This is a genomic window from Bradyrhizobium sp. KZN70725 (genome assembly GCF_055264925.1).
Window position 1 is genome coordinate 1 of sequence record NZ_JBUYWT010000054.1, and the last position, 25146, is coordinate 25146.

The 25146-nt window shown below is 65.6% G+C and carries 25 protein-coding genes; 14 read left to right on the forward strand and 11 right to left on the reverse strand.

The window, feature by feature from the left end:
* Positions 1–150 precede the first annotated feature (150 nt).
* Positions 151–555 (reverse strand): hypothetical protein, encoded by a 405-nt coding sequence (locus tag ACZBJS_RS33740; protein ID WP_168857559.1) that lies wholly within the window; start codon positions 553–555, stop codon positions 151–153.
* Between the two features lie 75 nt (positions 556–630).
* Here ACZBJS_RS33740 and ACZBJS_RS33745 point away from each other — a divergent pair, with 75 nt between their 5' ends.
* Complete coding sequence (locus ACZBJS_RS33745) at positions 631–1242, forward strand: TetR/AcrR family transcriptional regulator (protein WP_316398976.1); 612 nt, start codon at positions 631–633, stop codon at positions 1240–1242.
* A 126-nt stretch (positions 1243–1368) separates the two neighbouring features.
* Here ACZBJS_RS33745 and ACZBJS_RS33750 read toward each other — a convergent pair whose 3' ends face one another.
* Positions 1369–1770, reverse strand: a complete 402-nt coding sequence (locus ACZBJS_RS33750; protein ID WP_028333485.1) for a DUF1330 domain-containing protein — start codon at positions 1768–1770, stop codon at positions 1369–1371.
* Positions 1771–1899: 129 nt separating this feature from the next.
* On the opposite strand from ACZBJS_RS33750, the gene ACZBJS_RS33755 reads away from it, so the two are divergent.
* Together ACZBJS_RS33755 and ACZBJS_RS33760 are read left to right on the forward strand one after the other, a co-directional pair.
* Positions 1900–2745 (forward strand): metal-dependent phosphohydrolase, encoded by an 846-nt coding sequence (locus ACZBJS_RS33755; protein WP_316398975.1) that lies wholly within the window; start codon positions 1900–1902, stop codon positions 2743–2745.
* A gap of 238 nt (positions 2746–2983) precedes the next feature.
* The gene (locus ACZBJS_RS33760) at positions 2984–3937 is read left to right on the forward strand and encodes a DMT family transporter (RefSeq protein ID WP_316398974.1); all 954 of its coding nucleotides are present in this window, start codon (positions 2984–2986) and stop codon (positions 3935–3937) included.
* A 1-nt stretch (position 3938) separates the two neighbouring features.
* Here ACZBJS_RS33760 and ACZBJS_RS33765 read toward each other — a convergent pair whose 3' ends face one another.
* Positions 3939–4895 (reverse strand): LysR family transcriptional regulator, encoded by a 957-nt coding sequence (locus tag ACZBJS_RS33765; protein ID WP_316398973.1) that lies wholly within the window; start codon positions 4893–4895, stop codon positions 3939–3941.
* 135 nt (positions 4896–5030) lie between these two features.
* Here ACZBJS_RS33765 and ACZBJS_RS33770 point away from each other — a divergent pair, with 135 nt between their 5' ends.
* Together ACZBJS_RS33770 and ACZBJS_RS33775 are read left to right on the forward strand one after the other, a co-directional pair.
* Positions 5031–5414, forward strand: a complete 384-nt coding sequence (locus ACZBJS_RS33770; RefSeq protein WP_229192587.1) for a nuclear transport factor 2 family protein — start codon at positions 5031–5033, stop codon at positions 5412–5414.
* Between the two features lie 265 nt (positions 5415–5679).
* A complete protein-coding gene (locus tag ACZBJS_RS33775) occupies positions 5680–6651 on the forward strand; it encodes a Bug family tripartite tricarboxylate transporter substrate binding protein (RefSeq protein WP_316398972.1) in 972 nt (323 codons plus the stop codon).
* A gap of 112 nt (positions 6652–6763) precedes the next feature.
* Here the strand turns inward: ACZBJS_RS33775 and ACZBJS_RS33780 are convergent, their stop codons facing one another.
* The gene (locus ACZBJS_RS33780; RefSeq protein WP_057015598.1) at positions 6764–8449 is read right to left on the reverse strand and encodes a methyl-accepting chemotaxis protein; all 1686 of its coding nucleotides are present in this window, start codon (positions 8447–8449) and stop codon (positions 6764–6766) included.
* A gap of 276 nt (positions 8450–8725) precedes the next feature.
* Between ACZBJS_RS33780 and ACZBJS_RS33785 the strand changes: the two genes are divergently transcribed.
* The 4 genes from ACZBJS_RS33785 to ACZBJS_RS33800 all read left to right on the forward strand — a co-directional run bounded on the left by ACZBJS_RS33785 (position 8726) and on the right by ACZBJS_RS33800 (position 13233).
* Positions 8726–9769 (forward strand): C-terminal binding protein, encoded by a 1044-nt coding sequence (locus ACZBJS_RS33785; protein ID WP_316398971.1) that lies wholly within the window; start codon positions 8726–8728, stop codon positions 9767–9769.
* 143 nt (positions 9770–9912) lie between these two features.
* On the forward strand, positions 9913–11259 hold the full coding sequence (locus ACZBJS_RS33790) for an ABC transporter substrate-binding protein (RefSeq protein WP_069276553.1): 1347 nt from the start codon (positions 9913–9915) through the stop codon (positions 11257–11259).
* 128 nt (positions 11260–11387) lie between these two features.
* Positions 11388–12344 carry a carbohydrate ABC transporter permease gene (locus ACZBJS_RS33795; protein WP_026193343.1) on the forward strand — a complete coding sequence of 319 codons (957 nt, stop codon included), beginning with the start codon at positions 11388–11390 and terminating at the stop codon, positions 12342–12344.
* Positions 12345–12390: 46 nt separating this feature from the next.
* The gene (locus ACZBJS_RS33800) at positions 12391–13233 is read left to right on the forward strand and encodes a carbohydrate ABC transporter permease (RefSeq protein ID WP_016840579.1); all 843 of its coding nucleotides are present in this window, start codon (positions 12391–12393) and stop codon (positions 13231–13233) included.
* A gap of 197 nt (positions 13234–13430) precedes the next feature.
* Here the strand turns inward: ACZBJS_RS33800 and ACZBJS_RS33805 are convergent, their stop codons facing one another.
* The 6 genes from ACZBJS_RS33805 to ACZBJS_RS33830 all read right to left on the reverse strand — a co-directional run bounded on the left by ACZBJS_RS33805 (position 13431) and on the right by ACZBJS_RS33830 (position 19014).
* Positions 13431–14252, reverse strand: coding sequence for an energy transducer TonB family protein (locus ACZBJS_RS33805; RefSeq protein WP_253589076.1), 822 nt, complete (start codon positions 14250–14252; stop codon positions 13431–13433).
* Between the two features lie 3 nt (positions 14253–14255).
* On the reverse strand, positions 14256–14702 hold the full coding sequence (exbD, locus tag ACZBJS_RS33810) for a TonB system transport protein ExbD (RefSeq protein ID WP_316398970.1): 447 nt from the start codon (positions 14700–14702) through the stop codon (positions 14256–14258).
* Between the two features lie 3 nt (positions 14703–14705).
* Positions 14706–15443, reverse strand: coding sequence for a tonB-system energizer ExbB (exbB, locus tag ACZBJS_RS33815; protein ID WP_375167051.1), 738 nt, complete (start codon positions 15441–15443; stop codon positions 14706–14708).
* Between the two features lie 224 nt (positions 15444–15667).
* Positions 15668–16192: a heme utilization cystosolic carrier protein HutX gene (gene hutX / locus ACZBJS_RS33820; protein ID WP_244558898.1), complete on the reverse strand. Its 525-nt coding sequence runs from the start codon at positions 16190–16192 to the stop codon at positions 15668–15670.
* Entirely contained in the window at positions 16189–16521 is a 333-nt protein-coding gene (hmuQ, locus tag ACZBJS_RS33825) for a heme-degrading protein HmuQ (protein ID WP_316398969.1), read from the reverse strand. Before hmuQ ends, hutX begins: the two co-directional genes overlap by 4 nt.
* 147 nt (positions 16522–16668) lie before the next feature.
* Entirely contained in the window at positions 16669–19014 is a 2346-nt protein-coding gene (locus ACZBJS_RS33830; protein WP_316398968.1) for a TonB-dependent hemoglobin/transferrin/lactoferrin family receptor, read from the reverse strand.
* Between the two features lie 251 nt (positions 19015–19265).
* Here ACZBJS_RS33830 and hemP point away from each other — a divergent pair, with 251 nt between their 5' ends.
* The 5 genes from hemP to ACZBJS_RS33855 all read left to right on the forward strand — a co-directional run bounded on the left by hemP (position 19266) and on the right by ACZBJS_RS33855 (position 23786).
* Positions 19266–19472, forward strand: a complete 207-nt coding sequence (gene hemP / locus ACZBJS_RS33835) for a hemin uptake protein HemP (RefSeq protein WP_057015592.1) — start codon at positions 19266–19268, stop codon at positions 19470–19472.
* Between the two features lie 8 nt (positions 19473–19480).
* Positions 19481–20428: a heme/hemin ABC transporter substrate-binding protein gene (locus ACZBJS_RS33840; RefSeq protein WP_316398967.1), complete on the forward strand. Its 948-nt coding sequence runs from the start codon at positions 19481–19483 to the stop codon at positions 20426–20428.
* The gene (locus ACZBJS_RS33845; protein ID WP_316398966.1) at positions 20425–21525 is read left to right on the forward strand and encodes a FecCD family ABC transporter permease; all 1101 of its coding nucleotides are present in this window, start codon (positions 20425–20427) and stop codon (positions 21523–21525) included. Before ACZBJS_RS33840 ends, ACZBJS_RS33845 begins: the two co-directional genes overlap by 4 nt.
* A complete protein-coding gene (locus ACZBJS_RS33850; protein ID WP_316398965.1) occupies positions 21522–22325 on the forward strand; it encodes a heme ABC transporter ATP-binding protein in 804 nt (267 codons plus the stop codon). Before ACZBJS_RS33845 ends, ACZBJS_RS33850 begins: the two co-directional genes overlap by 4 nt.
* 108 nt (positions 22326–22433) lie before the next feature.
* Positions 22434–23786 carry an esterase-like activity of phytase family protein gene (locus ACZBJS_RS33855; RefSeq protein ID WP_463439801.1) on the forward strand — a complete coding sequence of 451 codons (1353 nt, stop codon included), beginning with the start codon at positions 22434–22436 and terminating at the stop codon, positions 23784–23786.
* 378 nt (positions 23787–24164) lie between these two features.
* Here ACZBJS_RS33855 and ACZBJS_RS33860 read toward each other — a convergent pair whose 3' ends face one another.
* Positions 24165–25001 carry an enoyl-CoA hydratase-related protein gene (locus ACZBJS_RS33860; RefSeq protein ID WP_057017942.1) on the reverse strand — a complete coding sequence of 279 codons (837 nt, stop codon included), beginning with the start codon at positions 24999–25001 and terminating at the stop codon, positions 24165–24167.
* Between the last annotated feature and the right edge of the window lie 145 nt (positions 25002–25146).

A 25146-nucleotide genomic window follows, 5' to 3' on the forward strand; every position in this document is an offset into this window, starting at 1 on the left:
GACGCCGCTTGAGCGTCGCGCTCCTCGGCCGCATGCAAAGGTGTCCTTGCTGCATCCGGCTCATCAAAGGGCGCGACCCGCCGATCCACTTATGACACAGTAAGATTAGAGCCCCGTTGCGATTCTATCGGAACGGGAAAGACTTCAGGCTCACGCATAGCGCGCCGCGCCCATGCACAGCGCGGTGATCGCGAGCAGCCCCGCGGCGATGCGCTGGGCAACCGCCAGCCGCGAGCGTGCGGCTGACGTATCGTCCACGCTGCTGCGCAGCTGCCGGACCGCGCCGCCGCCGACGATGATCTGCACGGCGATTGCAGCCAGTGCTGCGATCGCGCCACCGGCCAGGATCTGCTCCGACAGCCCGAACGAGCCTTCATGGACCAGGCGCCAGAGCGTGGCGCCGGTCACGATCGCGACCGTCGCGGCGCCGATTTGCGGAAACAGCAGCTTTTCGCCGCCGAGGCCGCCGGTGCGCGCCAAGGTGAAGCTCGAGCCGGCCCAAAACACCGATGACAGGACGTGAAGGGACAGCGCTATGATGAGGGCGGTCTGCATGATGTCGCTCCGGATGGGCATTGGAAATTAGATATACATAATGTATAGTCAATCTGACGAAAGCAAGGCAAACCGATGCCGCCGCGCAGCTATGTGAGCCCGGCGCGCAGCGCTGCCGCCGCCGAGACCCGCGAGCGCGTGATCGAGGCCGCCTCGCGCACATTGCGCGACGAGAGCATCGCGCGCTTCTCGCTGGATACGGTGGCCAAGGCGGCCGGCGTGACCCGGCTGACCGTCTACAACCAGTTCGGCTCGCGGCGCGGGCTGCTCGAGGCGGTGTTCGACGAGATCGCGCGCCATGGCGGGCTGCACCAGCTCGCCGACGCCATGACAATGGCCGATCCGCGCGCCGCGCTCGACCGGATGGTGGAGATCTTCTGCGGATTCTGGAGCCGGGATTCCGCGGTCGGCCGGCTGCACGACGCGATGGCGACCGATCCCGAATTCGCCGAGGCCGTGCGCGAGCGCAACGAGCGCCGCCGCCGCGGCGTCACCGCATTGATCGACCGCGTCGCGGGCAAGGGCGCGTCACAGCAAGCGCGCAAGGACGCGGTGGACCTGATCTTCGCGCTGACAAGCTATCCGACCTTCGCGTCGCTGAGCGCGGGGCGGTCGAGCGATGATGTCTGCCGTGTCGTGCAGAGCGCCTGCCACGCGGCGCTGCAGCCGCTCGCAAACCCATCCTGAGGGTCACTGTCCATCAACCGTCATTGCGAGGAGCGTTAGCGACGAAGCAATCCATCGCTCCACTACGCGGTGAAATGGATTGCTTCGCTACGCTCGCAATGACGGGATGGGAGCCGGGTTCGTCGGCTACCCCACCTTGAACTTGCTGTAGGCCTCGCGCGTCGCGATGATGACGTGCTCCTCGCAGCCGTTGCGGCGATGCGGGTCGCAGCGATCTTCGTAGTCGGCTGAAGTCATCATGTCGATGAAGGCGGCGACGCTCGGGTAGTAGACCAGCGCGAGATAATCCCAGCGCTGGCCGGCCGGCTCGCCCAGCGCGACCGTCTCGGCGCTGCCGGTCCACAGCAGCGTGCCGCCGCGCGCCTTGATCATCGGGACGGTGAGCGCGCTGTAGCGCAAATAGGCATCCCAGCCCGAGCCGTCGCCGTCGAGCGACCGCGCCCGAAACCGCATCAGATTGACCATCACGACCGGCGCCTCGCGGTCCAGCTCGTTCAGGCCTTTGACGTTCAAGAGATCGACACCCATCACCCGCTCCCGCCCAAAGCCCGTCACTCCCGCCACATCGGTCTAGCCGCAACGATTATGTCACATCGCAGGACTAGCCTGAAATACCGCCGGGCCGTAAGCTCAGGCCAGCTCTCGGAGGTCAAGGCCGTGATGACCCTTCCAGAACTAGCGGCCGACGCGCTCGGCAAGTTCCTCGGCGAGTACATGCAGCGCCGGTTCGGCTCTTCGCAGACCCAGCTGGTGGAAATGGTGCCCTCGATCGCCCGGATCGCGCTCGAATGCATCGGCAACAGCGACGCGCTCTATCACAATGTCGAGCACACCATGCTGGTGACGCTGGCCGGCCACGACATCCTGCGCGGCCGCGCGCTGCACTCGCACATGAGCGCCGAGGATTATGCCCATGTCATCATCGCCTGCCTCACCCATGACATCGGCTATGTGCGCGGGCTGTTCGAGGCCGACGGCCAGGCCGGCTATCTGGTCGATGCCGTCGGTCGCAAGATCATCCTGCCACGCGGGTCGTCGGATGCCGCACTGATGTCCTACCACGTCGACCGCTCCAAGATCTTCGTGATGGAGCGGCTCAAGGGCGTCACCCTGCTCGACAAGGAGCGCATCGTGCGTGCCATCGAAGGCACCCGCTTTCCGCTGAGCGCCCCTGATGACGACGAGGATTTCGGCGAAGAGGCCACCCTGCTGCGGGCCGCCGATTTGATCGGCCAGCTCGGCGATCCCCACTACATCCGCAAGGCCAACGCGCTGTACATCGAATTCGAGGAGGCCGGACTGAACCACCAGCTCGGCTACGATTCGCCGGCCGATCTCGTCGAACGCTATCCGCGCTTCTACTGGGACAGCGTCGCGCCGCATGTGCAGAAGGCGATCCGCCACCTCAACATCACCTCGAGCGGACGGCAATGGATCGCCAATCTCTACAGCAACGTGTTTCGCGCCGAGCGCGACATCTCGCTGTCGGGGCCGCAGAAATAGGCGGGGATGCAGCGCAATCTCTCCGCTCGTCCTCTCCGCTCGTCGTCCCGGCTTTCGCCGGGACGACATCGAGTATGTTGCGTCATCGAGAGGCATTCATTCACGGTCTCTCAGGATGACGGGTTCTGTTATTCCGCGGCAGTGTGGCTTCCGTGTCAGATTGAGCCCCCGCGCATGGCTCCAATCCGCTCTTTCGTCTTGTCGCGGCGCCGGATTCGGGCACAACATCCGCCCGATAATGACCGCTTTGCCCGCATCTGCCACAACGCCACGCCGCTCGCCGCTCAACTGGCTCAATAACCAGCCCTATCTGCTGCTCAGCCTGACGTCGCTGTTCTGGGCCGCCAACATCGTGCTGGCGCGCCATGTCGGCAGCCATGTGCCGCCGGTCACGCTGACCACGATCCGCTGGTTCGGCGTCTTCCTGATCCTGTTGCCGTTCGCCTGGCCGCATCTGAAGCAGGACTGGCCGAAGCTGCGCAGCGCCCTGCCGCTGATGCTGCTGCTGTCCGCGGTCGGCTTCGCCTTCAACAACGCGATCTCCTACTGGGCGATGCAGTATACTGAAGCGCTCAACGCGCTGCTGATCCAGTCGGCGGGGCCGCTGTTCGTGGCGCTGTGGTCGCTGATCCTGTTCGGCGTGCGGCTGACGCCGGCGCAGCTGGCCGGCATCGCGATCTCGCTGGCCGGCGTGCTGACCATCATCCTGCGCGGCGACTTCTCCGCGCTCGCCGGCATCAGCTTCAACCGCGGCGACATCATGTTCGGCGCCTCGCTGGTGTCGTTCGGGCTCTATTCGGCGCTGATCCCGCGGCGGCCGAAGATCCACCAGCTCTCGCTGATCTCGTTCACCACTTGCTGCGGCGCGCTGATGCTGCTGCCGGTGGCGGCCTGGGAGTTCGCCAACGGCGTGACGCTGAAGTTCGACTTGCTGACCGGCGCAACGCTCGCCTATGTGCTGATCTTCCCGTCCACGCTCGCCTATCTGTTCTTCAACCGCGGCGTCGCGCTGATCGGCCCGAACCGCGCCGCGCCGTTCTTCCATCTGGTGCCGGTGTTCGGCTCGGCGATGGCGATCCTGCTGCTCGGCGAGAGCCTCGCGCCGTTCCATCTGATCGGCTACGCGCTGGTGCTCGCCGGCGTCATCATCGCCTCGCGACAAGGATCCGCCAAGACATCGGCGAATCCCTAGACTAGCCTACCTTGCGCAAGCCGGCGGATTTGCGTGGCGAATATGGCTTTGCCGCCAGCGTGTCCGTGATGAAGTCGATAAACCGCCTCACCTTCGCCGGCACGTGGTTACGCGAGGCGTAATAGACGTAGAGCGGAAAACACTCGTCGGGCCAGTCCGGAAACAGCTCGATCAGCGCGCCGCTCCTCAGGTGATCGTCGAGGCCGAGATCGATCACCTGCGCGATGCCGAAGCCGGCCAGGCAAGCGCCGAGCTTGGTTCCTGAATCGGTTACGGTGAGCCGCCCGTTGACCGCGACCGGCACGACCTCGTTGCCGCGCCGAAACTCCCAATCGAAGGGACGCCCGGTCGCCGCATCGATTGCATGGATGCACTGATGGTCGCGGCTTGCCAGCTCCCGCGGATCAAGCGGCCGGCCGTGTCGTTCGAGATAGATCGGCGAGGCCACGGTGAGCACGCGCGCATCGAGCACGCGGCGCGCAATCAGCGCCGACGGCACCGGCTCGCCGAAACGCACCGCCAGATCAAAACCGTCGCTGACCAGATCCGCGATCCGGTCGCGGGTCTCGATACGCAGCTCCATGCCTGGATTCTGCAGCAGGAACTCGCTCAGCTTCGGCGACAGCACCATGCGGGAGAACAGCGGGTCGACATTGACCCGCAACCTGCCGCGGACCGCATCGCGCGATTTCGAGGTCTCCGCCGCCGCTTCGCCGATCCCGGCCAGATGCGCAGCAACCCGCTCGCACAGCGCGCGTCCTTCCTCGGTGAGCTCGACGGCGCGGCTCGTGCGGTGAACCAGCCTGGCATCGAGGCGCGCCTCGAGCTTGGCGATCGCCTTGCTGACCCCGGATTGCGTCATGCCGAGCCGTTCGGCGGCCCGGCCAAAACTGCGCGCATCCGCCAGCGCCGCGAGGACCACCAGGCCGCCAACCAGCCGACCGTCAACTTCGTCCATGCCGATGCCTTTCAGTCATCCAAGAGATGACTGCCCAGTCGTAGCACTCCGCCACCATATCGGCCACTGTCGGCGCAGATCACCGGTTCGATCCGGTGCGGCCACCGCCACATCATCCGCCAGGGAGATTTTGCAATGAGCGACATCCAGGCCATCGCATCCGCGATCGATGGATATTTCAACCTGATGTATGACGTCGACGATAGCCGGTTCTGCGACGTCTTCGCCGATGCCTGCATCGTGCACGGCATCCGGGACGGCAAGCACACGGTGCGGTCGGCCTCAGAATTCCGCGACTTCATCCGCAGCCGTCCCTCGCCGGCGTCGATGAAATCACCACGCGAGGAGGCCATCATCAGCATCGACCAGACCGCGTCCGACCTGGCCATCGCCAAGGTGCGCGTCAGGGCCGGCCAAACCGGCTTCATCGACCATCTGGTGTTTCATCGGATCGACGGCCGGTGGCTCATCACCACCAAGGCGTTTCACGTCGCGCAGGTCTTTCCGGCGGGATCGTAACGCACTCACGGCTGACTTTCGGAATATTAGAAATATGACACTGATTTGCCCGACGTGTCAAGCTGCCTGGTCGAGCGCCGGCCGCCACCGGCTCCTTTGCATGGGGTTGTTTTCGATATTTTTGGCAGCGCGCCCCTGCGAGACCCGGGAGTGGCCATGCGGCGAAAGGCTGCTCCCGGCACGGCTTCCGCGGCCATGGCGGCCGGGTTAGCTTCGGCCGCAATGGGCCTGTTCAGGGCCTGCGCGGGGGGACGACGACATGGTGATGGGATTGAGACGATACTGCTGCCTCGCGGTCGCAGCCGCCGCCGCGCTTGCGGCGATATCCGGGGCGGCACTTGCCCAGACCTATCCCACCCGCAACATCACGCTGGTGCTGCCGTTTGCCGCCGGCAGCGGCACCGACACCACGACGCGGCTGATCTCCAAGGAGCTCGGCGTTGCGCTCGGCGTCGGCATGGTGATCGACAACCGGGCCGGCGCCAACGGCTCGATCGCGGCGAACTATGTCGCCCGCTCCGCCCCCGACGGCTACACGCTGTTCGTCACCACGAACACGACGCACTCGGCCAATCCGTATCTGCTCAAGACCATGAACTACGATCCGATCAAGGATTTCACGCCGATCGCGCGCACCGGCGACCTGCCCTTCATGCTGGTGATCCATCCGGACATCCCGGCGAACTCGGTCGCCGAGCTGATCGCGCTCGCCAAGAAGGAGCCGGGCAAGTACAGCTACGCCAGTGGCTCGTCATCGGCGAGCGTCTCCGGCGCGACCTTCGCGCGCCTCGCCGGCATCGACCTTCTGCATGTGCCCTACAAGAGCTCACCGCCGGCACTGACCGACGTCATCGCCGGCCGCATCTCGATGATGTTCATCGACGTGCCGACCGGGCTGCCGCACGTCAACGCCAAGGTGCTGAAGCCGCTCGCCGTCACCACCAAGCGGAAGTCGGCGCTGCTGCCGGACCTGCCGACGATGGACGACACCGTCAAGGGCTTCGATATCACCTCCTGGCAGGGCTATCTCGGCCCCGCCAACATGCCGAGGGACGTCGTGGTCAGGCTGAATGCGGAGATCCGCAAGATCATCGAGCGGCCGGATATCAAGAGCCAGCTCGCCGAGCGCGGCATGGAGGCATTCTCCGGCACGCCCGAGGAGTTCGAGGCATTCCTTAAGGAGCAGCTCGTGCTGTGGGAAAAGCTGATCGCCGACGCCGGAATCGAGAAGCAGTAGGCCCCGGTCATTGCGAGCGAAGCGAAGCAATCCATCGATCCGCATGCACGGAAAGATGGATTGCTTCGTCGCTACGCTCCTCGCAATGACGTATGGGGCAGGCCTACAAACCTTACGCCGCGCGCACCTTCTGCAGGAACTCATCGACCGCGTTGCGCAGCATGCCCGATTGCGTGTCGAGCTCGCGGGCATTCGACAGCACGTCGCCGGCCGCCGTGCCGGTGGCGGCGGCCGCTGACGTGACGCCGCCGATATGGGCGGAAATCTCGCTCGAGCCGGCCGCGACCTGCTGGATGTTGCGCGCGATCTCGCGCGTCGCATCGCCCTGCTGGTCGATCGCGGTCGAGATCGAGGCGGTGATCTCGCTCATCTGCGCGATCGTCGCTGTGATGCCGCCGATCGAGGTCACCGCCTCGCCGGTGGACGCCTGCATCGCGGCGACCTGCGCCGAGATCTCCTCGGTCGCCTTCGCGGTCTGGTTGGCCAGCGCCTTCACTTCGGAGGCGACCACCGCGAAACCGCGGCCGGATTCGCCGGCGCGCGCCGCCTCGATGGTGGCGTTGAGCGCGAGCAGGTTGGTTTGAGCCGCGATCGAGTGAATCAGCTTGACCACCTCGCCGATCTTCTCGGCGCCGGTGGAGAGCGCCTGCACGGTCGCGTTGGTGCGCTCGGCATCGGCCACCGCCTGGCTCGCGACCTCGCTGGAGCGCGCCACCTGGCGGGAGATCTCCGCAACCGAGCTGGAGAGCTCCTCGGCGGCAGCGGCGACGGTGCCGACATTGTTGGAGGCGCTGTCGGACGCAGCGCCGACGGTCGCGGCCCGCGCGCTGGCGTCGCTTGCGGTCGCGGTCATCGACTGCGCCGTGGTCTGCATGCCGGCGGCGGCGGAGGCCACCGTGCGGACGATGCCGTTCACGCTGCGCTCGAAATCGTTGGCGATATTCTCCATCGCACCACGGCGCTCGGCCTCCGCGCGTGCTTTGGTCTCGGCCTCGGCCTGTTCCAGGCCGCGGATGCGAACCGCGTTGTCCTTGAAGACCTGAACCGTGGCCGCCATTCCGCCGACCTCGTCACCGCGGCCGACGCCGGGGATGTCACCGTCGAGCTTGCCGTCGGCGATGTCGCGCATGCGGGCGCCGAGCAGGTTGAGCGGACGGGAGATGCTGCGGCCGATCAGCCAGGCGACCGAGCCGGAAACGATGCCGATGCCGAGGATCGCGAGGCCGAGCAGCCAGGCAATCGGCCGCATCTTGGCATCGATATCGTCGAGATAGGCGCCGGTGCCGAGATACATATCGAAGCCGGGGACCGCGACGGCGTAGCCGAGCTTGCGGATCGGCGTCTCCTGGCCGGGCTTCACATAATCATAGAACAGCAGGATCTCGCCCTTGGCCTTCACGCCGTCCATCAGTTCCTGCGAGAGCTTGCGACCATTGGTCACGATGTCCATGCGATTGGTTCCGACCTGCTTCGGATCGGGCGCCAGCACCGTGATGCCGCTGTAGTCGGTGCCGAACAGATAGCCGGCGCCGTTGTCGTAGGTCAGGGTGTTGGCGCGCTTGCCGAACTCGGCCAGTGCCGCTTCCTTGGTCAGCTTGCCGGCGTCGACATCCTTCTTCAGGCCCGCCGCCATGTTCTTCGCCATCTCGACGATGGCCTTGGCTTGGTCGATGCGCGCATTCATCATCTCCCGCTGCATCAGGTGACCGGCGAGGATGCCGGCCGTGCACAGGCCAAGGAGGGTCACCCCCACCAGAATGCCGAGCTTGGGGGTGATCTTCAGATTTGACAGCTTCACGGGGGTCTCCAGAAGAGGCGGGGAACGCGACGCGATTGGCGGATTGATTCCGCGCACCGTAATGTGAGACCCTTTACCTGATGGTTACGGAGGTTCCCCGTAGAAGCCCGGAGAATCAGGCCGCGGACCAACCGGCAATTGTGGAGAGAACAGCGCGGCTCGCGTACAAGCATGGGAAGGCGGCGACCCAGCCGCGCTCCAAGAAGCAAGAAGAATCAAGATCAAGAAGCAAACCAGCAAGAAGCAAGAACAGCAGACTCACATCGGGAGCAGACAATGTCGAAATTCAGGGTGGTCACGCCGAAGGGCGCGAGCTTCACGGTCGCCGGCGGCGGCTACGATTATGAGCGCGAGGCGCTCGATCCGATCGGCGCCGAGATCGTCGAGGCGCCGGCCAACGAGGCCGAATTCATCGCGGCGGCACGCACCGCGGACGCGATCTACGCCAAGGGCATGCCGATCACCAAGGCGGTCATCGACGCGCTCGAGAACTGCAAGGTGATCACGCTCGGCAGCGTCGGCGTCGACTCGGTCGACGTCAAGGCCGCGACCGCCCGCGGCATTCCTGTCACCAACATCCCCGACACCTTCATCGAGGAGGTCGCCGATCACGCCATGATGCTGCTGCTCGCCGGCTTCCGCCGCCTGATCGAGCAGGACAAGATGGTGCGCACCGGCCGCTGGGCCGAGGGCCGCCCGGCGCTTTTGAAAATTCCGCGGCTGATGGGCCAGACGCTCGGCTTCATCTCGTTCGGCCGGGTCGCCCGCGCTGTCGCCAAGCGCGCCGCGCCGTTCGGCCTCAGGATGGTGGCCTACGATCCCTTCATCCAGGAAACCCTGATGTACGACCACGGCGTGGTCCCCTCGACGCTGTCGGAGGTGCTGTCGCAGTCGGATTTCGTCTCGATGCACGCCCCGGCGCGGCCCGAAGTGCACCACATGCTGACCGAGAAGCATTTTCGCCAGATGAAAAAGTCGGCGATCTTCATCAACACCGGCCGCGGCGCCACGGTCGACGAGGAATCGCTGATCAAGGCGCTGCAGGAGGGCTGGATCGCCCACGCCGCGCTCGACGTGCTGGAAAAGGAGCCGCCGTCGCACAACAATCCGATGCTCGGGATGGACAATGTTACCTTGACCGCCCATGTCGCCTCGGCGTCGGCACGTTTTGACGAGGCGCGCAAGCGCCGGGTGGGCTACGAATTGTCACTAGTGCTGCAAGGCATGTGGCCGGTAAGCTGCGTCAACCCGTCGGTGCTGCAAAACACCGCGTTGCGCCGCTGGCAGCCTGTCAGCATGGATCGCGGTCCGAACAGCTAGGGCGGGAATGCGTTTTTCGTGCGGGGCCCGTCTCTTGCGGGCCCTTTGTGCGGCTGGCGCCGAGACCAAGAGACCTTCACCGGCGGCCAAACGCCGGGAAGGAAAAACAACAACGAAACAATAAGAACGGGAGTGCGAACGACATGAAGTACGAGATCACGCGTCGCGACGCGCTGGTGCTGGGGGCTTCCGCGGCGGCGCTGGCGGTCACCGGCGCTTCGGCGCAGGAGGCGTCGAAGGTGAAGGCAGCCGACGTGGCGGCGCCGTCGCTGCCGATCGAAAAGGACGCCACCTTGCGTATGCTGCGGCCGGTGCGCTTCGTTCAGGCCGACGAGGACGTGTTCCGCGCCAATGCCAAGAAATTCACCGACAAGACCGGCGTCGAGATCAAAGTCGACTTCGTCGGCTGGGAGGACATCAACCAGCAGACCGCCGTGACCTCGAACTCCGGCGCCGGCCCCGACATCATCATCGGCTTCGGCGACGCACCGCACATCTATATCGACAAGCTGATCGAGCTGACCGATGTCGCCGACTATCTCGACAAGCGCTATGGCGGATGGCTCACGCTGGCGCGCCGGTACGGCATGCGCTCGAAGTCGAAGAGCTGGGTCGGCCTGCCGTTCGGCGCCTCGGGCGGCCCGCTGGTCTACCGCAAGTCGCTGGTCAACGCCGCCGGCTTCGACAAGGTGCCGGAGGACCACGCCGGCTTCCTCGAACTCTGCAAGAAGCTGAAGGCGGCCGGCAAGCCCGCGGGCTTCGCACTCGGCAACGCGGTCGGCGACGGCAACGGCTTCGCCAACTGGCTGTTGTGGTCGCACAACGCCGCGCTGCTCGATGAGGAAGGCAACATCATCATCAACAGCAAGGAGACGATCGCGGCGCTGAAATATCTGAAGGAACTCTATCCGACCTTCATCGCCGGCACCCCGTCCTGGAACGACGTCTCCAACAACCGCGCTTACTCGTCGCAGGAGATCGGCCTGACCGCAAACGGCGTCTCGCTGTATTTCTCGCTGAAGAACGATCCCGCGACCAAGGCGATCGCCGACGACACCGCGCATCAGTTCCTGATCAAGGGGTTGGCTCCCACCTCTCCGATGTCCGGCCTGACCTTGAACGCAATGGTGTTCAAGCACAGCAAGTATCCCAACGCCGCGAAGGCGTTCCTGCAGTTCATGCTCGAGCACGAACAGTACGAGCCGTGGCTCAACGCCAACTCCGGCTACTGGTCGCAGCCGCTGGCGGCCTATGCCGACGCCGCGGTGTGGTCGAGCGACCCCAAGGTCGCGATCTTCAAGGACACGATGCGGAGCCCCTACTACAACGGCTACAAGGGGCCGATCTCGACCGCGACCGGCGCCGTCAACGCCGACTATGTGCTGGTGCAGATGTGCGCCTCGGTCGCGACCGATGCCGCAACGCCCGAAGCCGCAGCCGCCGAAGCCGAACAGCGCGCCAAGCGGTACTTCCGGCGGCAGGGCCGGTAAGATCGACCTCAAGCCGCTGTCATTCCGGGGCGATGCGTAGCGTCGAATCCGGAATCTCGAGATTCCGGGTCTGGTGCTAACGCACCATCCCGGAATGCCCCTGGAAGTCGGACCGAGACAAGAACCTGATGTCTGTCACCACCCTCCCCTCACGCGGCGCGGCGCTGCACCAGCCGGGCTGGCTCGCGCGCCTGTTCGACTACAAGCCGTTCCTGATCGTGATGTGCCTTGCGCCCGCGATCGGCCTGCTGCTGGTGTTCCTCACCTATCCGCTGGGCCTCGGCATCTGGCTCGCCTTCACCGACACCACGATCGGCCAGCGCGGCATCTACATCGGACTTGAGAACTTCCAGTATCTGCTCAAGGATCCCTTGTGGTGGAACGCGGTGTTCTATTCGATCTTCTACACCGCGATCGCAACTTTCGGAAAGTTCGCGCTCGGCTTCTGGCTGGCGCTGCTGCTCAACAACCATTTCCCGTTCAAGAGCCTGATCCGCGCCATCGTGCTGCTGCCGTGGATCGTGCCGACGGTGCTCTCCGCGCTGGCATTCTGGTGGATCTACGATCCGCAGTTCTCGATCATCTCCTATCTCCTGGTCGACGTGCTGCACTGGCGCGACAGCAATGTCGACTTCCTCGGCTCGCCCTGGCCGGCGCGGTTCTCGCTGATCGCCGCCAATATCTGGCGCGGCATCCCGTTCGTCGCGATCTCGCTGCTGGCGGGGCTGCAGACCATCTCGCCCTCGCTCTACGAGGCGGCGATGCTCGACGGCGCCACCTCCTGGCAGCGCTTCCGCTACATCACCTTCCCGATGATGATGCCGATCCTGGCGATCGTGATGACGTTCTCGATCATCTTCACCTTCACCGACTTCCAGCTGGTCTACGCCATCACCCGCGGCGGCCCGGTCAACTCGACCCATCTGCTCGCGACACTGGCGTTCCAGCGCGGCATCGCCGGCGGCGAACTCGGCGAGGGTGCCGCGATCGCCGTCTCGATGATCCCGTTCCTGGTGTTCGCAACATTGTTCAGCTACTTCGGCCTCGCGCGCCGCAAATGGCAGCAGGGAGAAGCCAATGACTGACGTCGCAGCCCAATCCTCCAACGTCGCCAGCGCCACGCCCGATACGATGGCGTGGGACTCCCGCGCCCGGCGCGTGGTGATGATCTATCTGCCGCTCGCCTGCTTCATCCTGATCCTGCTGTTTCCGTTCTACTGGATGGCGGTCACCTCGTTCAAACCGAACGCCGAGCTGCTGAACTACAAGGAGCACAATCCGTTCTGGATCACCTCGCCGACGCTCGCGCATATCAAGCATCTGTTGTTCGACACGGCCTATCCGCGCTGGCTGAAGACCACCATGCTGGTCGCGATCGGCTCGACCTTCCTGTCGCTGTTCGCCTCGACGCTCGCCGCCTACGCGATCGAGCGGCTGCGCTTCCGCGGCAGTCCCTATGTCGGCCTCGGCATCTACCTCGCCTATCTGGTGCCGCCGTCGATCCTGTTCATTCCGCTCGCCACCGTGATCGTGCAGTTCGGCCTGTTCGACTCGCCGCTGGCGCTGATCCTGGTCTATCCGACCTTCCTGGTGCCGTTCTGCACCTGGCTGTTGATCGGCTATTTCAAGTCGATCCCCTACGAGCTCGAGGAATGCGCGCTGGTCGACGGTGCGACGCGGTTGCAGATCCTGTGGCGGATCACGCTGCCGCTCGCGGTGCCCGGCCTGATCTCGGCCGGCATCTTCTCCTTCACGCTGTCCTGGAACGAGTTCATCTACGCGCTCGCCTTCATCCAGAGCGGCGCCAACAAGACGGTGCCGGTCGCGATCCTGACCGAGCTCGTCACCGGCGACGTCTACCAGTGGGGCGCGCTGATGGCCGGCTCGCTGCTCGGCTCGCTGCCGGTCGCGCTGTTCTACTCGCTGTTCGTCGACTACTACGTGTCGTCGCTGACGGGGGCGGTGAAGGAGTAACGGAGCTTCCGGCGTATTGAAGCGAACTCAATCTATCCCCGTCATCCTGAGGAGCGCGAAGCGCGTCTCGAAGAATCGACGGCCAGCAGCCGGGCCGTGCATCCTTCGAGACTCGCCCAGCGGCGCAAGTGCGCCGCAAGGCTCGCACCTCAGGATGACGGGAATAGATGTGCGGCCCCTCTCAATGAGGTCGCGCACTACCGCGGCACGAACGCGACCGGCACGGAAAAGCCCATCGAGCCCTGCGTGATCTCGGACGGAAACGCCGGAAACGGCTGGGCCTGGCGCACCATCGCCAACGCGCGCGCGTCGAAGGTCGGACTGCCGGACGAGCCGCCGAGATGGCTCGACAGCACCTGCCCACCGCTGCCGAGCGTGAACACCAGGCGGACCACGCCGCGCTGACCGTTGCCGCCTGCGGGATAGGAATGGAAGCGCAGCAGATGCGCGCGGACGCGGGCGTTATAAGCGGCGATCGCTGACGCGGCTGCGCCGGCGCTGATCGCGGATGCTGCCGGCGCCTGCCGTTCGGCGCGGCTTGGCGCGATGGTGCGCGGTGCCGGGGTTGCCTCGGACGGCTGCTTTGCTTCCCGACGAACCACTTTCGGCTTGACCGGTTCGACCTTCGTCTCCGGAACGACTTTCGCGGGCTCGGGTTTCGGCGGCGTGATCTGCGGCTTCTGTTCCGGCGGCGCGACGACGTCGGGCTTCTCCTGCATCGGCGTCGGCGCGATCTCCTGCGGCACTGGCTGCGCGGCGGCAGGCTCCGGCGGCGACGCGTCGGCCTCCTGCATCGCCGGCCCCGGCGGCAGCTCGGTCTCCGAAATCTCCGGCGCCGAGGTGATCGGCGTCAGATCGACCAGCACCGCCGGCACCGCAACGCCGGGCGGCGGCGCCGGGACCCAGCTCATGCCAACCGCGAGCACTGCCGCATGCGCCGCCAGGATCGCAGCCACCGACAGGCCCCAGCGCCGCAGCCAGATCTCGTCGCCCGCATCATGAAGCGCGTACGCATTCATGGATCAGCTACGCCCGTCGAGGCCAACCAGCGCAATCTTGAGATAGCCGGCGTTGCGCAGCAGGTTCATCACCTCCATCAGATCGCCATAGCTGACCGCCTTGTCGGCGCGCAGGAAGATGCGCTCGTCCTTCTTGCCTTGTGTGGCGCCATCGAGCGTCGACGTCAGCGTCTCGCGCGCGATCACGTCCTCGCCGACCGCGACGGAGAGATCGGACTTCACGGTGACGAACACCGGCTTGTCCGGCCGCGGCTGCGGCTCGGCGGTCGAGGCCGGCAGATCGACGCCGAGATCGACGGTCGCGAGCGGCGCCGCCACCATGAAGATGATCAGCAGCACCAACATCACGTCGATGAACGGGGTGACGTTGATCTCATGCGCCTCGACCAGATCGTCGTCGCCACGACGCCGGCCGCCGAATGCGCCGCCAGTGCCAAGCTTCGCGCCCATCGCCTACTCCGCAGCGCGTGCCAGCCGGAACAGGCTGCGATCGCCCTCGCGGCTGACCAGTAGCATCACCATGGCGGAGGCGTCGCCGAGCAACGCGCGGTAGGACGCGATCGAACGGGTCAGGTGATTGTAGATCACGACCGCCGGAATCGCTGCGACCAGGCCGAGCGCGGTTGCAAGCAGCGCCTCGGCGATGCCGGGCGCGACCACTGCGAGATTGGTGGTGTGGGCCTCGGAGATGCCGATGAAGGCATTCATGATGCCCCACACCGTGCCGAACAGGCCGACGAACGGCGCGGTGGCGCCGATCGTCGCCAGCACACCGGTGCCGCGCGCGATCTGCCGCGACATCGCCGCCTCGACCCGTTCGAGCCGCAGCGCGATGCGCTCCTTGAAGCCGTCGTCGAACATCCCGCCGGACAGCGCAGCCTCGCGCGAGGCCGATTGCACGATCTGCGCTACCGCATCGCTGCCGTCGCGGCTCGCCTGCTCGACCTCGGCAAGCTGGGTGTCGCGCTCAAGGAGGCCGATCCGCTGCCGGGCGAGCGCGGTCTTGCGGCGGATCTCGACGGTCTTGGCGAGCCAGATCGTCCAGGTGACGAGCGAGGCGAAGGCGAGCCCAACCATCACCGCCTTCACGACGATGTCGGCGCTTTCGAACATGCCCCAGGGCGAGAGGTTGCGCGGCAGCAGTGCGGCGTCGGATGCGGCAAGGCTACTGCTTGGGAGAGATGCAGTCACGACCGCAATCAACTGGACGACGATTGATAGCTGGCTACTTCTGCCAAACGTGCGAATTAGCATACTCACCTCCAACCGCATCTCACCTCGCCCCGCCTGCGGGGAGAGGTCGGATCGCATCGCAAGATGCGAGCCGGGTGAGGGGGACTCTCCACGAGCACGGTGCCCGGAGGGTCCCCTCACCCCGACCCTCTCCCCGCAAGCGGGAGAGGGAGAAGAAATCTTCAGCCCGCGTTCGGTGCGAGGCGGTCCGCCAGCGCATGAAAGCGCACCAGCTGATCGCTACGCAGCGCGCGCGTCTCGTCGCGGCCGACGAACACCTTGAACATGATGCCGCCGTCGCGATTGATGAAGGCGATGAACGCCGACACCTTGCCCATGAAGGGCCGCTCGACGAACGCGATCGCCGCGCAGCGATCGTGCCTCAGATGGCCGTGCAAGCCCTTCGGCTGCATCAGGTTGAAATAGCCGCGACCGACCGCGCCGTTCGGAATGGCGCCGGTGAACTCGAAGATCGCGTCATCGGTATGCACGATCAGCGTCACCTCGCCCCACTCCGCGATGTCCTGCATCGCGGCGGCAAATTCACCGGCGCCGATCCGCACCATGCTCTCGGGGAGCGCCTCGAGCACCGCGCGCGGCGTCACCTTGCGCTCGCGCGCGACGTCCTCGATGACCGTGCCGGGATTGTCGGCCATATAGGCCTTCAATCCCGCAAGCTCCGCGTTCTGCACGGCCGTCTCCGTCATGCCGGGCTCTTCGCGCGCTCGGTGATCAGCACCTCAAAACCCTCGAATTTGGGATGGCCGAGATAGAGGCTGCCGCCGGTCTCGTTGCCGGCGCGCGAATGGGCGCGGCGGAACGCATCGGATTTCGTCCAGTCCTCGAACGCCGCCTTGCTGACCCAGACGGTATGGGTCGCATAGAGCGTGTGGTCCTCGGCCTCGGGGCCCTTCACCAGATGAAATTCGATGAAGCCCGGCAGATCGCCGAGATAGGATTCGCGCGTCTTCCAGACCGTCTCGAACGCCTGCTCCTTGCCCTTGATCACCTGGAACCGGTTCATTGCGATGAACATGAAAACTCTCTCCTGTTTGACGGCGGATGCCAGGATCCTGCCGGTTGATCTCGTTAATAACATGAACGCGCCAAGGAATACGCCAAGGCCGCGCTGGGGGCACCAGCGCGGCCGGAGCAACCTGGATGGAATGATCGGCGTCTCGCGTTACGCTCCACCTAGGTGAATCCTGAGTCCGGCCTTGTAAACGGTGCCCGGACCGGGGCTCGAGAACAGCACGTCGTTCTGCGTCGTGCCGTCGGTCGAGGAGCCCGGGATCGCATAAGGCCGGTAGTACTGGTTCAAGAGGTTGTCGACCGATGCCGTGAAGGTGATGTCCTTGGTGGCGTTCCAGGTCAGATAGAGGTTGACGAGCTCGTAGCCGGTCGAGGGCAGATAGCCCGCCGGCAGGTCGTTGTTGGCGCCGAACGAGGACCATTGCGCGGCAACGATCAGCGAACGGTCGAGCAGGCGGACGCCGCCCGTCGTCGTCACCTTGCGCGGCGTGATGGTGGCGAGCCCGACATTGGTCTGGGTGTTCCGGCCGCGCATCAGATGGCCGGCGACGCCGACGAACCAGTCGCCTGCATCATACATCGTCTCGAGCTCGAAGCCCTCGATGCGGGCGTGGGCGATGTTCTGGTACTGGTAGAACTGGCTGAACCGCCCGAACGGCGTCAGGGTCGGCGCCGAGGCGACGAGGTCGATATAGCCGTCGACGTCGTTACGGAACACGTTGACCTTGCCGCGGAACGAGTCGCTCGCGGTGAAGATGCCGTCATATTTCAGGTTGATGCCGGCTTCCTTGTTCTTGCCGACCTCCGGCCGCAGCGCTGCATTGGGCAGGAAGCAGAACAGGCCGCTGGTGCCGTCAGGGCAGTTGAACAGCGCCGGCCCGCCGCCGGTGGCGTGACCGCCCGCGATCAGCGTCTCCGTGATGGACGGCGCGCGATAGCCTTCGGCATAGCTGACATAGGGCGTGAAGCCGGCAACCGGCGTGACGCCGAGCGTGATCTTCGGCGACAGCCGGTCGCCGCTGGTCGTGGTGTTGATCGAATTGAGCTCGTAGTGGTCGTAGCGGACAGCGCTGATCAGCTCGAGCCAGGTCGAATAGTTCTGCTTCAGCTGCACGAAGCCGCCGGACACGGTGCGCTGGCCGCCCGGCGTCGTAATGTTGGAATTGCCGCGCGAATCGAACGTCTCGACATCGTCGCGGAAGGCGTCGAAACCGTAGGTCACGGCGTTGCGCCAGTCGCCGAAATTGAAGCGCGAGGTGTTGTTGACGTCGACACCAACCGTATCCAGCAAATAGCCGCGCTTGTCGCCGACGCAGCCGGAGATGTTGTTGCCGGGATTGGCGAGCGTGCAGACCCCGCCGCCGGTGGTGATGCGGTTGCTGTAGGTCTTGACCTGGTCGTTGTCGGTGCGGTTGCCGTAGACCGAGATATTCCAGTCGAACAGCATGTCGTCGGGCTTGGAATATCGCCAGCTCAAGGTGCCCGTGTAGTTCTTGGCGTCGGAGGCATAGACCGAGGAGCCCGCGATCGCGGCGAGCGGCGCCGCCGCCGTGGTCGGGCCGCGGTTCGGCTGACCGATATTGTATTGGTAGTCCTGGAAGATGCCGCCGATCTTGAACTCGTGGCCTTCGGCCGGGCGGAACGTCACCTTCATCAGGCCGGCCGCGATATCGTTGCCGGTGTTACCGATCTCGGTGCCCGCGCCGTCCTTGTAATTGCCCTGGGTGCGATAGACCGCGCCGCCGAACACATCGACATTCGGATCGACGCGTACACCGCCGAACACGGAGCCCATGCCGCGGTCCTTGTTGGTGCCGTAGGAGCCCGACATGTCGACACCCCAGCGCTCACCGGGACGCACCACGTCGTCGATGTCCTTGGTGCGGAACGAGACCACGCCGCCGATCGCGCCGGAGCCGTAGATGTTCGCGGTCGGGCCGCGCACCACGTCGACGCCGCCGATCAATTCGGGATCGAGGAAGAACGAGCCGTTGGCGTTGTGGCCGGTGCGCTGATAGTTCTGCCGCGCGCCGTCAACGACAACAGCGACACGGCCGAAATCCTGCAAGCCGCGGATGTTGATGACGGTCGCCGGATCGTCGCCGCGCTCCTGAACCGAGACGCCGGGCACGTTATAGAAAATATCGGAGAGCCGGTTCGGCTGCAGGCCCTGGATCTTCTCCAGCGTGACGGAGCTGACCGGCGCCAGCGCATCGATCGCGCGCTCCTCGGTCTTGGAGGCCACCGCCGTGATGGTGTCGAGCGATTGCACCGGCACCGCGCCGATCTGCGCGCGCGCATTCATCGCCGCCGACGCCGCCTGAGCTTCGGCCGCCGGCTTCGGCTTCCGCTTGGCCTGCTTCAGCCGCTCGGTAGAAGGATGCGCAGCCGACGGATCGGCGGTCTGCGCGAAGCCGCGTTCCGGCAGTGCTGCCGCAAATGAAAACACCGACGCGCCCAAAATCAGGGCGCGCGAAACCCTAGCTCCATCAGCCATTCTAGCCCCAGCCTGATCATCGCTTTTCTGGTTTGGCTGGCGTGCGCTCCGACGAGCGGCTTGCTGGCTACATCGCGATGCAAGTCACCCGCCTGCATCGCGTGAGGATTGGTTACGAGCCGGCAACAAAACGGTCAAGAATGCGGCAGCGCTGTTTATATCGATTGTAAAGTGCCGCCGTTGGAATGCGCCTTCGTCCGCTTATACAAGCAAACACCATTTGAAAATTTTCGCAGGCGCAGCACCACAATATGTCCGCAGCTTCCGAAGACAATATCGACGCAGCCGGAAAGCAGACCGAGCCTGCATCCGGCGCGGCCAAAACGCTGATCATGCGCGGTAATCGTCTCGACAGCCGCGACCTGTTCGCTGCGGAGCGCGAGATCATCATCATGCACGGCGAAGAGCATTACCGGTTGCGGCTGACCTCGCAGAACAAGCTGATCCTGACCAAGTGACGGCCCCGATGACAATTTGTCGCACGCTCGCTTTGCTCGCCTTCTCTCTGCTGCCGATCGAAGCCGTGACGGCCGAGGGCATCACCGTGCATGACGCACGCGACCGCGACGTCGTGATCGACAATCCGTCGCGGATCGTCTCGATCGGCGGCGCGATCACCGAGATTCTCTATGCCCTCGGCTTCGAGGACCGCATCGCCGGCGTCGATGCGACCAGCCTCTACCCGCCGGCTGCGCTGCGCGAGAAGCCCGACGTCGGCTACATGCGCCAGCTGTCGCCGGAGGGCGTGCTTGGCCTGCACCCGTCGCTGGTGCTCGCAGTGCAGGGCTCCGGGCCGAAGGAGACCATGGACGTGCTCGAGGCGGCCAAGGTGCCGCTGGTGCTGGTGCCGGAGACGTTCTCGGAGGCCGGGCTGGTCGAGAAGATCAGACTGGTGGGCCACGCCATGGGCGCCGATCCGCGCGCCGCCTGCCTGACCACGGCGGTGGAGAGCGATCTCGCGCAACTGCGCGCGCTGCGTGCCAAGGTAACGAAGCCGGTGCGCGTGATGTTCGTGATGTCGCTGTTGAACGGCCGGGCGATGGCGGCGGGCCACAAGACCGCGGCGGACGAGATCATCCGGCTTGCCGGCGGCGTCAACGCCATCGATGGTTACGACGGCTACAAGCCGGTCAATGACGAGGCCATCGTGGCGGCGAAACCGGATGTCGTGCTGTCGATCGATCGCGGCAAGGACTCGCTGACGTCGGATGCCGTGTTCGCGCATCCGGCCTTCGCGCTGACGCCGGTCGCGGCCAACAAGGCCTTCATCTCGATGGAAGGCCTTTATCTGCTCGGCTTCGGACCGCGCACCGCGGCCGCGGCACGCGACCTCTCGGTCAAGCTTTATCCGGCGCTGGCGCCGGAGGCCGACTACTTCAAGCCGGCAGCGCTGACCGCGAATTGCCGGCAATGAGCGTGCTGGCCGAACGCCGCCGGCGTGCGAAACGACGGCGCGCCGGCATGTCGCTGCGGCCGGCCGCGACACTCACCCTGCTCTGCCTGCTTGCGGCGCTCGCAGGCACCGCCCTCGTCGCCCTGACGGTCGGGGCTGCCGGCATTCCAATGGCTCGGCTTCCGGCGGCGCTTGGGCTTTGGGCTGATCGTGTCGCCAACCCGCTGCTCGCACGCGACCAGCTCGTGGTGTGGTCGATCCGCATCCCGCGGATCGCGGCGGCGGCGATGGTCGGCGGCCTCCTTGCCGTATCAGGCTCGATCATGCAGGGCCTGTTCCGCAATCCCCTTGCCGACCCCGCGCTGGTCGGCGTCTCCTCCGGCGGCGCGTTTGCCGCGGCGGCCGCGATCGTGTTCACCGACAGCCATCTCGGCGAAAGCCTGCGCTTCCTGCAACACCAGCTGCTGCCGATCGCGGCCTTTGCCGGCTCGCTGATCACGACCGTCGTGCTTTACGGCATCGCCAGCCGCGGCGGCCGGACATCGATTGCGATCTTCCTGCTGGCCGGGCTCGCGATCGCCGCGATCGCCAATGCCGGCATCGGCCTTCTGGTGTTCGTCGCCGACGACCGCCAGCTTCGCGACATCACCTTCTGGCTGCTCGGCTCGCTCAGCGGCGCGACCTGGAGCAAGCTCACGGCGCTGGCGCCGGTGCTGGCGGTCGCGCTGGCCGCCTGCCTCTCGATCGCGCGCGGGCTCGACGTGCTGGTGCTCGGCGAGGCGGTGGCGTTCCACAGCGGCGTCGACGTCGAACGGCTGAAGCGGATCTCGATCGTGCTGGTGTCGGCGATGACCGGGGTCGCGGTCTCGGTCTGCGGCGTGGTCGGCTTCATCGGCATCGTGGTGCCGCATCTGTTGCGGCTGGTGATCGGGCCGGCGCATCGGCTGCTGCTGCCGGCCTCCGCGCTGCTCGGTGCCATCCTCCTGGTCGGCGCCGACACCGTGGCGCGCACCATCGTGGCACCCGCGGAAATGCCGATCGGCATCCTGACGGCAGCGATCGGCGCGCCGTTCTTCCTCGCCATGCTGCTGCGGCAGCGCGGGCTGGTGTCGCTATGACGGCCCTGCTCGAAGCACAGTCGGTATCGATGACGGTCGGCGGCGCGACGCTGGTCGATGCGGTGTCGCTGCAGATCGATGCCGGCGAGATGGTCGCGATCGTCGGTCCCAACGGCGCCGGCAAATCGACCCTGCTGCGGATGCTGTCGGGCGACCTGCGCCCGTCGCGCGGAGCGATCAGGCTCAGGCAGCGCGACCTGCAGGTTTACGGCCCGCGCGCGCTGGCGCAGCACCGCGCGATGCTGTCGCAGCACGTCAACGTCACCTTCCCGTTCACCGTCGAGGAAATCGTCAGCGTGGGCGCCGGCGAAAGCCCGCGCGCGGTGGCGCGCGCGCTGGTCGAGGCGGCGCTCGACGAGGTCGGGCTCGCGCGTTTCCGTTTCAGGCAATTGCCGACGCTGTCCGGCGGCGAGCAGCAGCGGGCGCATCTCGCCCGCGTGCTGGTGCAGCTCGCCTGCGGCGAAGCGCTGCATGGACCGGGACTGTTGCTGCTGGACGAGCCGACCTCGAGCCTCGATCTGCGGCACCAGATCGACCTGGTCGAAACGGCCCGGCGGCGCGCTGCCCGCGGCACCGCGGTGATCGCGATCCTGCACGACCTCAACCTCGCGATGCGGTTCGCCGACCGCATCCTGCTGCTGCACCGCGGCCGGCTTGCCGTCGACGGCGACCGTACGGCGGCGATGAAGGCCGAGACGCTGCGCGAGATCTTCGAGATCGACGCTGCGATCGCCTATACCGGAGGTGGCGTGCCGTTCCTGCTGCCGCAGACGATGCAGCCGGCGGGCAAGGCGACGTAACGCCGCAAGCCTTATCCCGCCGCAACATCCGCGGTTCACAAAACTGTCAGCCGGCTGTAACAGGCGGCTCGGAGAACACCGCATCGTTTATCCTTTGGGAGATCAACCATGCGCCTGTCCCTGCTCTGCTCCGTCGCCTCGATCCTGCTCGCCACATCGGCATTCGCGCAGGGTGAGGGCGAATTCCCGGCGACGCTGGCGGGACACGCCGTGATGCCGGCGGAGAGCTTCATCGACGCGCCCGCCGACGCCCCTGATGATCTGAAGACCTCGGGCAAATACACCACCGGCAAGCGCGTCGACGCCATCGGCACCGTGATGGGCAAATCGTACGAGCGGCCGACCGGCGTGTCGCTGCCGTTCAAAGGCCAGCCGCTGCAGGGCCATTCCGGCATCAAGGTGATGCCCGACGGCTCGTTCTGGGTGATCACCGACAACGGCATGGGCTCGCGCTACAACTCGGCGGACTCGATGCTGTACCTGAACCGGCACAAGATCGACTGGGCGAGCGGCACGATCGAGCGTCAGGAGACCGTGTTCCTGCACGATCCCGACAGGAAGGTGCCGTTCCGCATCGTCCACGAGGACACCGCCAAGCGCTATTTGACCGGTGCCGATTTCGACACCGAAGGCTTCCAGATCATCAACGACATTTTCTGGATCGGCGATGAATTCGGGCCCTACATCCTCAAGGCCGACAAGACCGGCAAGATCCTCGCCGTGTTCGAGACCGTCGCCGACGGCAAGCCGGTGCGCTCGCCGGATCACTGGGCGGTGCAGTCGCCCGGCGCGCCCGGCGCCAGCTACACCAACGTCAACCTGCGCCGCTCCAAGGGCTATGAAGGTTTTGCTTCCTCCAAGGACGGCAAGTTCCTTTACGGCCTGCTCGAGGGGCCGCTGTGGGATGCCGACATGAAGGATTGGGAGAAGGTCGACGGCAAGGAGGCCCCACGCATCCTGGAATTCGACGTCGCGGCGGAGAAGTTCACCGGACGCTACTGGCAGTACGTGTTCGAGCAGAACGGCAATGCGATCGGCGACTTCAACATGATCGATCCGGCCCAGGGCCTCGTGATCGAGCGCGACAATGGCGAAGGCACCGCCGACAAGGCCTGCCCGCAAGGCCAGCGCGGCGAGAACTGTTTTCCTGATCTCGCCAAGTTCAAGCGCGTCTACAAGATCGAGCTGTCCGATGCCAATGTCGGCAAGCCGGTGCGCAAGATCGCCTATATCGAGCTGATGAAGATCCGCGATCCGAACAAAAAGGCGCGCAAGCCGCTCAACGACGGCGTCTACACCTTCCCGTTCTTCACCATCGAGAACGTCGACCGGGTCGACGAGACCCACATCATCGTCGGCAACGACAACAACCTGCCGTTCTCCTCGAGCCGCGACCCGAACAAGGCCGATGACGACGAGTTCGTACTGCTCGAGGTCGGCGACTTCCTGAAGGCGAAGTGAGGCGGCGCTCGCCACGCACAACAGTGTCGTCGCCCGGCTCGACCGGGCGACCCAGTATTCCAGAGGCGCGCCCGAGCTCAACGGACAAGCCGCGGCGTACTGGATGCCCCGCTCAAGGCGGGGCATGACAACGAATATGCGGATAGCGTGATGCTCATCCCGGCACGACGGCCATTCCGTCATCCCCGCGCAAAGGCTTCGCCTTTGTCGCTGGAGTGCGAGCCAGCGGCGCAATCGCGCCGCTGGGCGAGCCTCGAAGGATGCACGGCCCCGATGCAGCCGACGCGGAGACAGCCGGGCCGCCGCCCTTCGAGACGGCCGCTTTGCGGCCTCCTCAGGGTGACGGCGATACAGCTCAGCGCGCGGCTTGCGTGATCCTCACTCCTTCTTCGTCCGGTAATCTCCGAACGTCGTGTCGCGCTGGTCGAGCTGGGCCTTCACGCTGCCGCCGTCGCGGCGGAAGCCCGCCATGTAGGCCTTGCTGGCCTCGGTCGTGAAGGCCAGCGCCTGGATCTCGGTGCCGGCACGCATCGCGGCGCGGGCGCCCATGATTTCCATCGCGCGGTGGACGCTACGCTTGTTGAGCTGCTGCAGCTCGATCGGCACCTTGGCCGCGCGCTCGGCGAAATCCAGCGTCTTCGTCTCCAGCTCGGCGAGCGGAAACGACCGGGTCGCATAGCCCCATTCGGCGGCCTCGCGGCCGGACATCGCGTCGCCCGTCAGCATCAATTCCATGGCACGGCGCATGCCGACCAGCCACGGGTGATACTGCATGTCGGGCGGGCTCATCAGCCGCACCGGCGGATAGCCGATCTGGGCGTCGTCGGCGACGTAGACCACGTCGCAGGCGGTCGCGAGCTCGGTGCCGCCGGCGAGGCAATAGCCGTGCACCTGCGCGATCACGGGCTTTGCGAGATCCCAGATCGAGAACCAGCCCTCGACGACATGGCGCGACCATTGGCCGGGCCCGGATGCCGAGTGATAGGGCTGGTCGACGCGATTGTCGGCGGAGAGATCGTAGCCCGCCGAGAAGCAGGGTCCGGCGCCGCGCAGGATCGAGATCGAAATTTCGGGATCGCGGTCGGCCTGCTCCAGCACCTCGAAGATCTCGCCGCGCAGGCGATTGTTCAGCGCGTTGCGCTTCTCGGGGCGGTTCAGCGTGATGCGGCGGACGCGCGGACGCGGATCATCGACGATGATGTGCTGGTAGCTCATGGATCCTCCCGATCTCAGGCTTTGTTGCCTTTGGCAAAGTGATGCCCGAGATCGGGAGGGTTGTCATCGGCAGATGACGCAGGTCCTCAAAGCGTTTTCAAGCGAAGTGGGTTCCGGTTCGTGTGAAGAAAACGCGTAAAGCAAC

Excerpts from the sequence above, each read along its gene's own strand:
- ACZBJS_RS33740 (WP_168857559.1), bottom strand. The coding sequence starts at position 555 with ATGCAGACCGCCCTCATCATAGCGCTGTCCCTTCACGTCCTGTCATCG.
- ACZBJS_RS33745 (WP_316398976.1), top strand. The coding sequence starts at position 631 with ATGCCGCCGCGCAGCTATGTGAGCCCGGCGCGCAGCGCTGCCGCCGCC.
- ACZBJS_RS33750 (WP_028333485.1), bottom strand. The coding sequence starts at position 1,770 with ATGGGTGTCGATCTCTTGAACGTCAAAGGCCTGAACGAGCTGGACCGC.
- ACZBJS_RS33760 (WP_316398974.1), top strand. The coding sequence starts at position 2,984 with ATGACCGCTTTGCCCGCATCTGCCACAACGCCACGCCGCTCGCCGCTC.
- ACZBJS_RS33765 (WP_316398973.1), bottom strand. The coding sequence starts at position 4,895 with ATGGACGAAGTTGACGGTCGGCTGGTTGGCGGCCTGGTGGTCCTCGCG.
- ACZBJS_RS33770 (WP_229192587.1), top strand. The coding sequence starts at position 5,031 with ATGAGCGACATCCAGGCCATCGCATCCGCGATCGATGGATATTTCAAC.
- ACZBJS_RS33775 (WP_316398972.1), top strand. The coding sequence starts at position 5,680 with ATGGGATTGAGACGATACTGCTGCCTCGCGGTCGCAGCCGCCGCCGCG.
- ACZBJS_RS33785 (WP_316398971.1), top strand. The coding sequence starts at position 8,726 with ATGTCGAAATTCAGGGTGGTCACGCCGAAGGGCGCGAGCTTCACGGTC.
- ACZBJS_RS33790 (WP_069276553.1), top strand. The coding sequence starts at position 9,913 with ATGAAGTACGAGATCACGCGTCGCGACGCGCTGGTGCTGGGGGCTTCC.
- ACZBJS_RS33795 (WP_026193343.1), top strand. The coding sequence starts at position 11,388 with ATGTCTGTCACCACCCTCCCCTCACGCGGCGCGGCGCTGCACCAGCCG.
- ACZBJS_RS33800 (WP_016840579.1), top strand. The coding sequence starts at position 12,391 with ATGGCGTGGGACTCCCGCGCCCGGCGCGTGGTGATGATCTATCTGCCG.
- ACZBJS_RS33805 (WP_253589076.1), bottom strand. The coding sequence starts at position 14,252 with ATGAATGCGTACGCGCTTCATGATGCGGGCGACGAGATCTGGCTGCGG.
- exbD (WP_316398970.1), bottom strand. The coding sequence starts at position 14,702 with ATGGGCGCGAAGCTTGGCACTGGCGGCGCATTCGGCGGCCGGCGTCGT.
- hutX (WP_244558898.1), bottom strand. The coding sequence starts at position 16,192 with ATGACGGAGACGGCCGTGCAGAACGCGGAGCTTGCGGGATTGAAGGCC.
- hmuQ (WP_316398969.1), bottom strand. The coding sequence starts at position 16,521 with ATGTTCATCGCAATGAACCGGTTCCAGGTGATCAAGGGCAAGGAGCAG.
- ACZBJS_RS33830 (WP_316398968.1), bottom strand. The coding sequence starts at position 19,014 with ATGGCTGATGGAGCTAGGGTTTCGCGCGCCCTGATTTTGGGCGCGTCG.
- hemP (WP_057015592.1), top strand. The coding sequence starts at position 19,266 with ATGTCCGCAGCTTCCGAAGACAATATCGACGCAGCCGGAAAGCAGACC.
- ACZBJS_RS33840 (WP_316398967.1), top strand. The coding sequence starts at position 19,481 with ATGACAATTTGTCGCACGCTCGCTTTGCTCGCCTTCTCTCTGCTGCCG.
- ACZBJS_RS33845 (WP_316398966.1), top strand. The coding sequence starts at position 20,425 with ATGAGCGTGCTGGCCGAACGCCGCCGGCGTGCGAAACGACGGCGCGCC.
- ACZBJS_RS33850 (WP_316398965.1), top strand. The coding sequence starts at position 21,522 with ATGACGGCCCTGCTCGAAGCACAGTCGGTATCGATGACGGTCGGCGGC.
- ACZBJS_RS33855 (WP_463439801.1), top strand. The coding sequence starts at position 22,434 with ATGCGCCTGTCCCTGCTCTGCTCCGTCGCCTCGATCCTGCTCGCCACA.
- ACZBJS_RS33860 (WP_057017942.1), bottom strand. The coding sequence starts at position 25,001 with ATGAGCTACCAGCACATCATCGTCGATGATCCGCGTCCGCGCGTCCGC.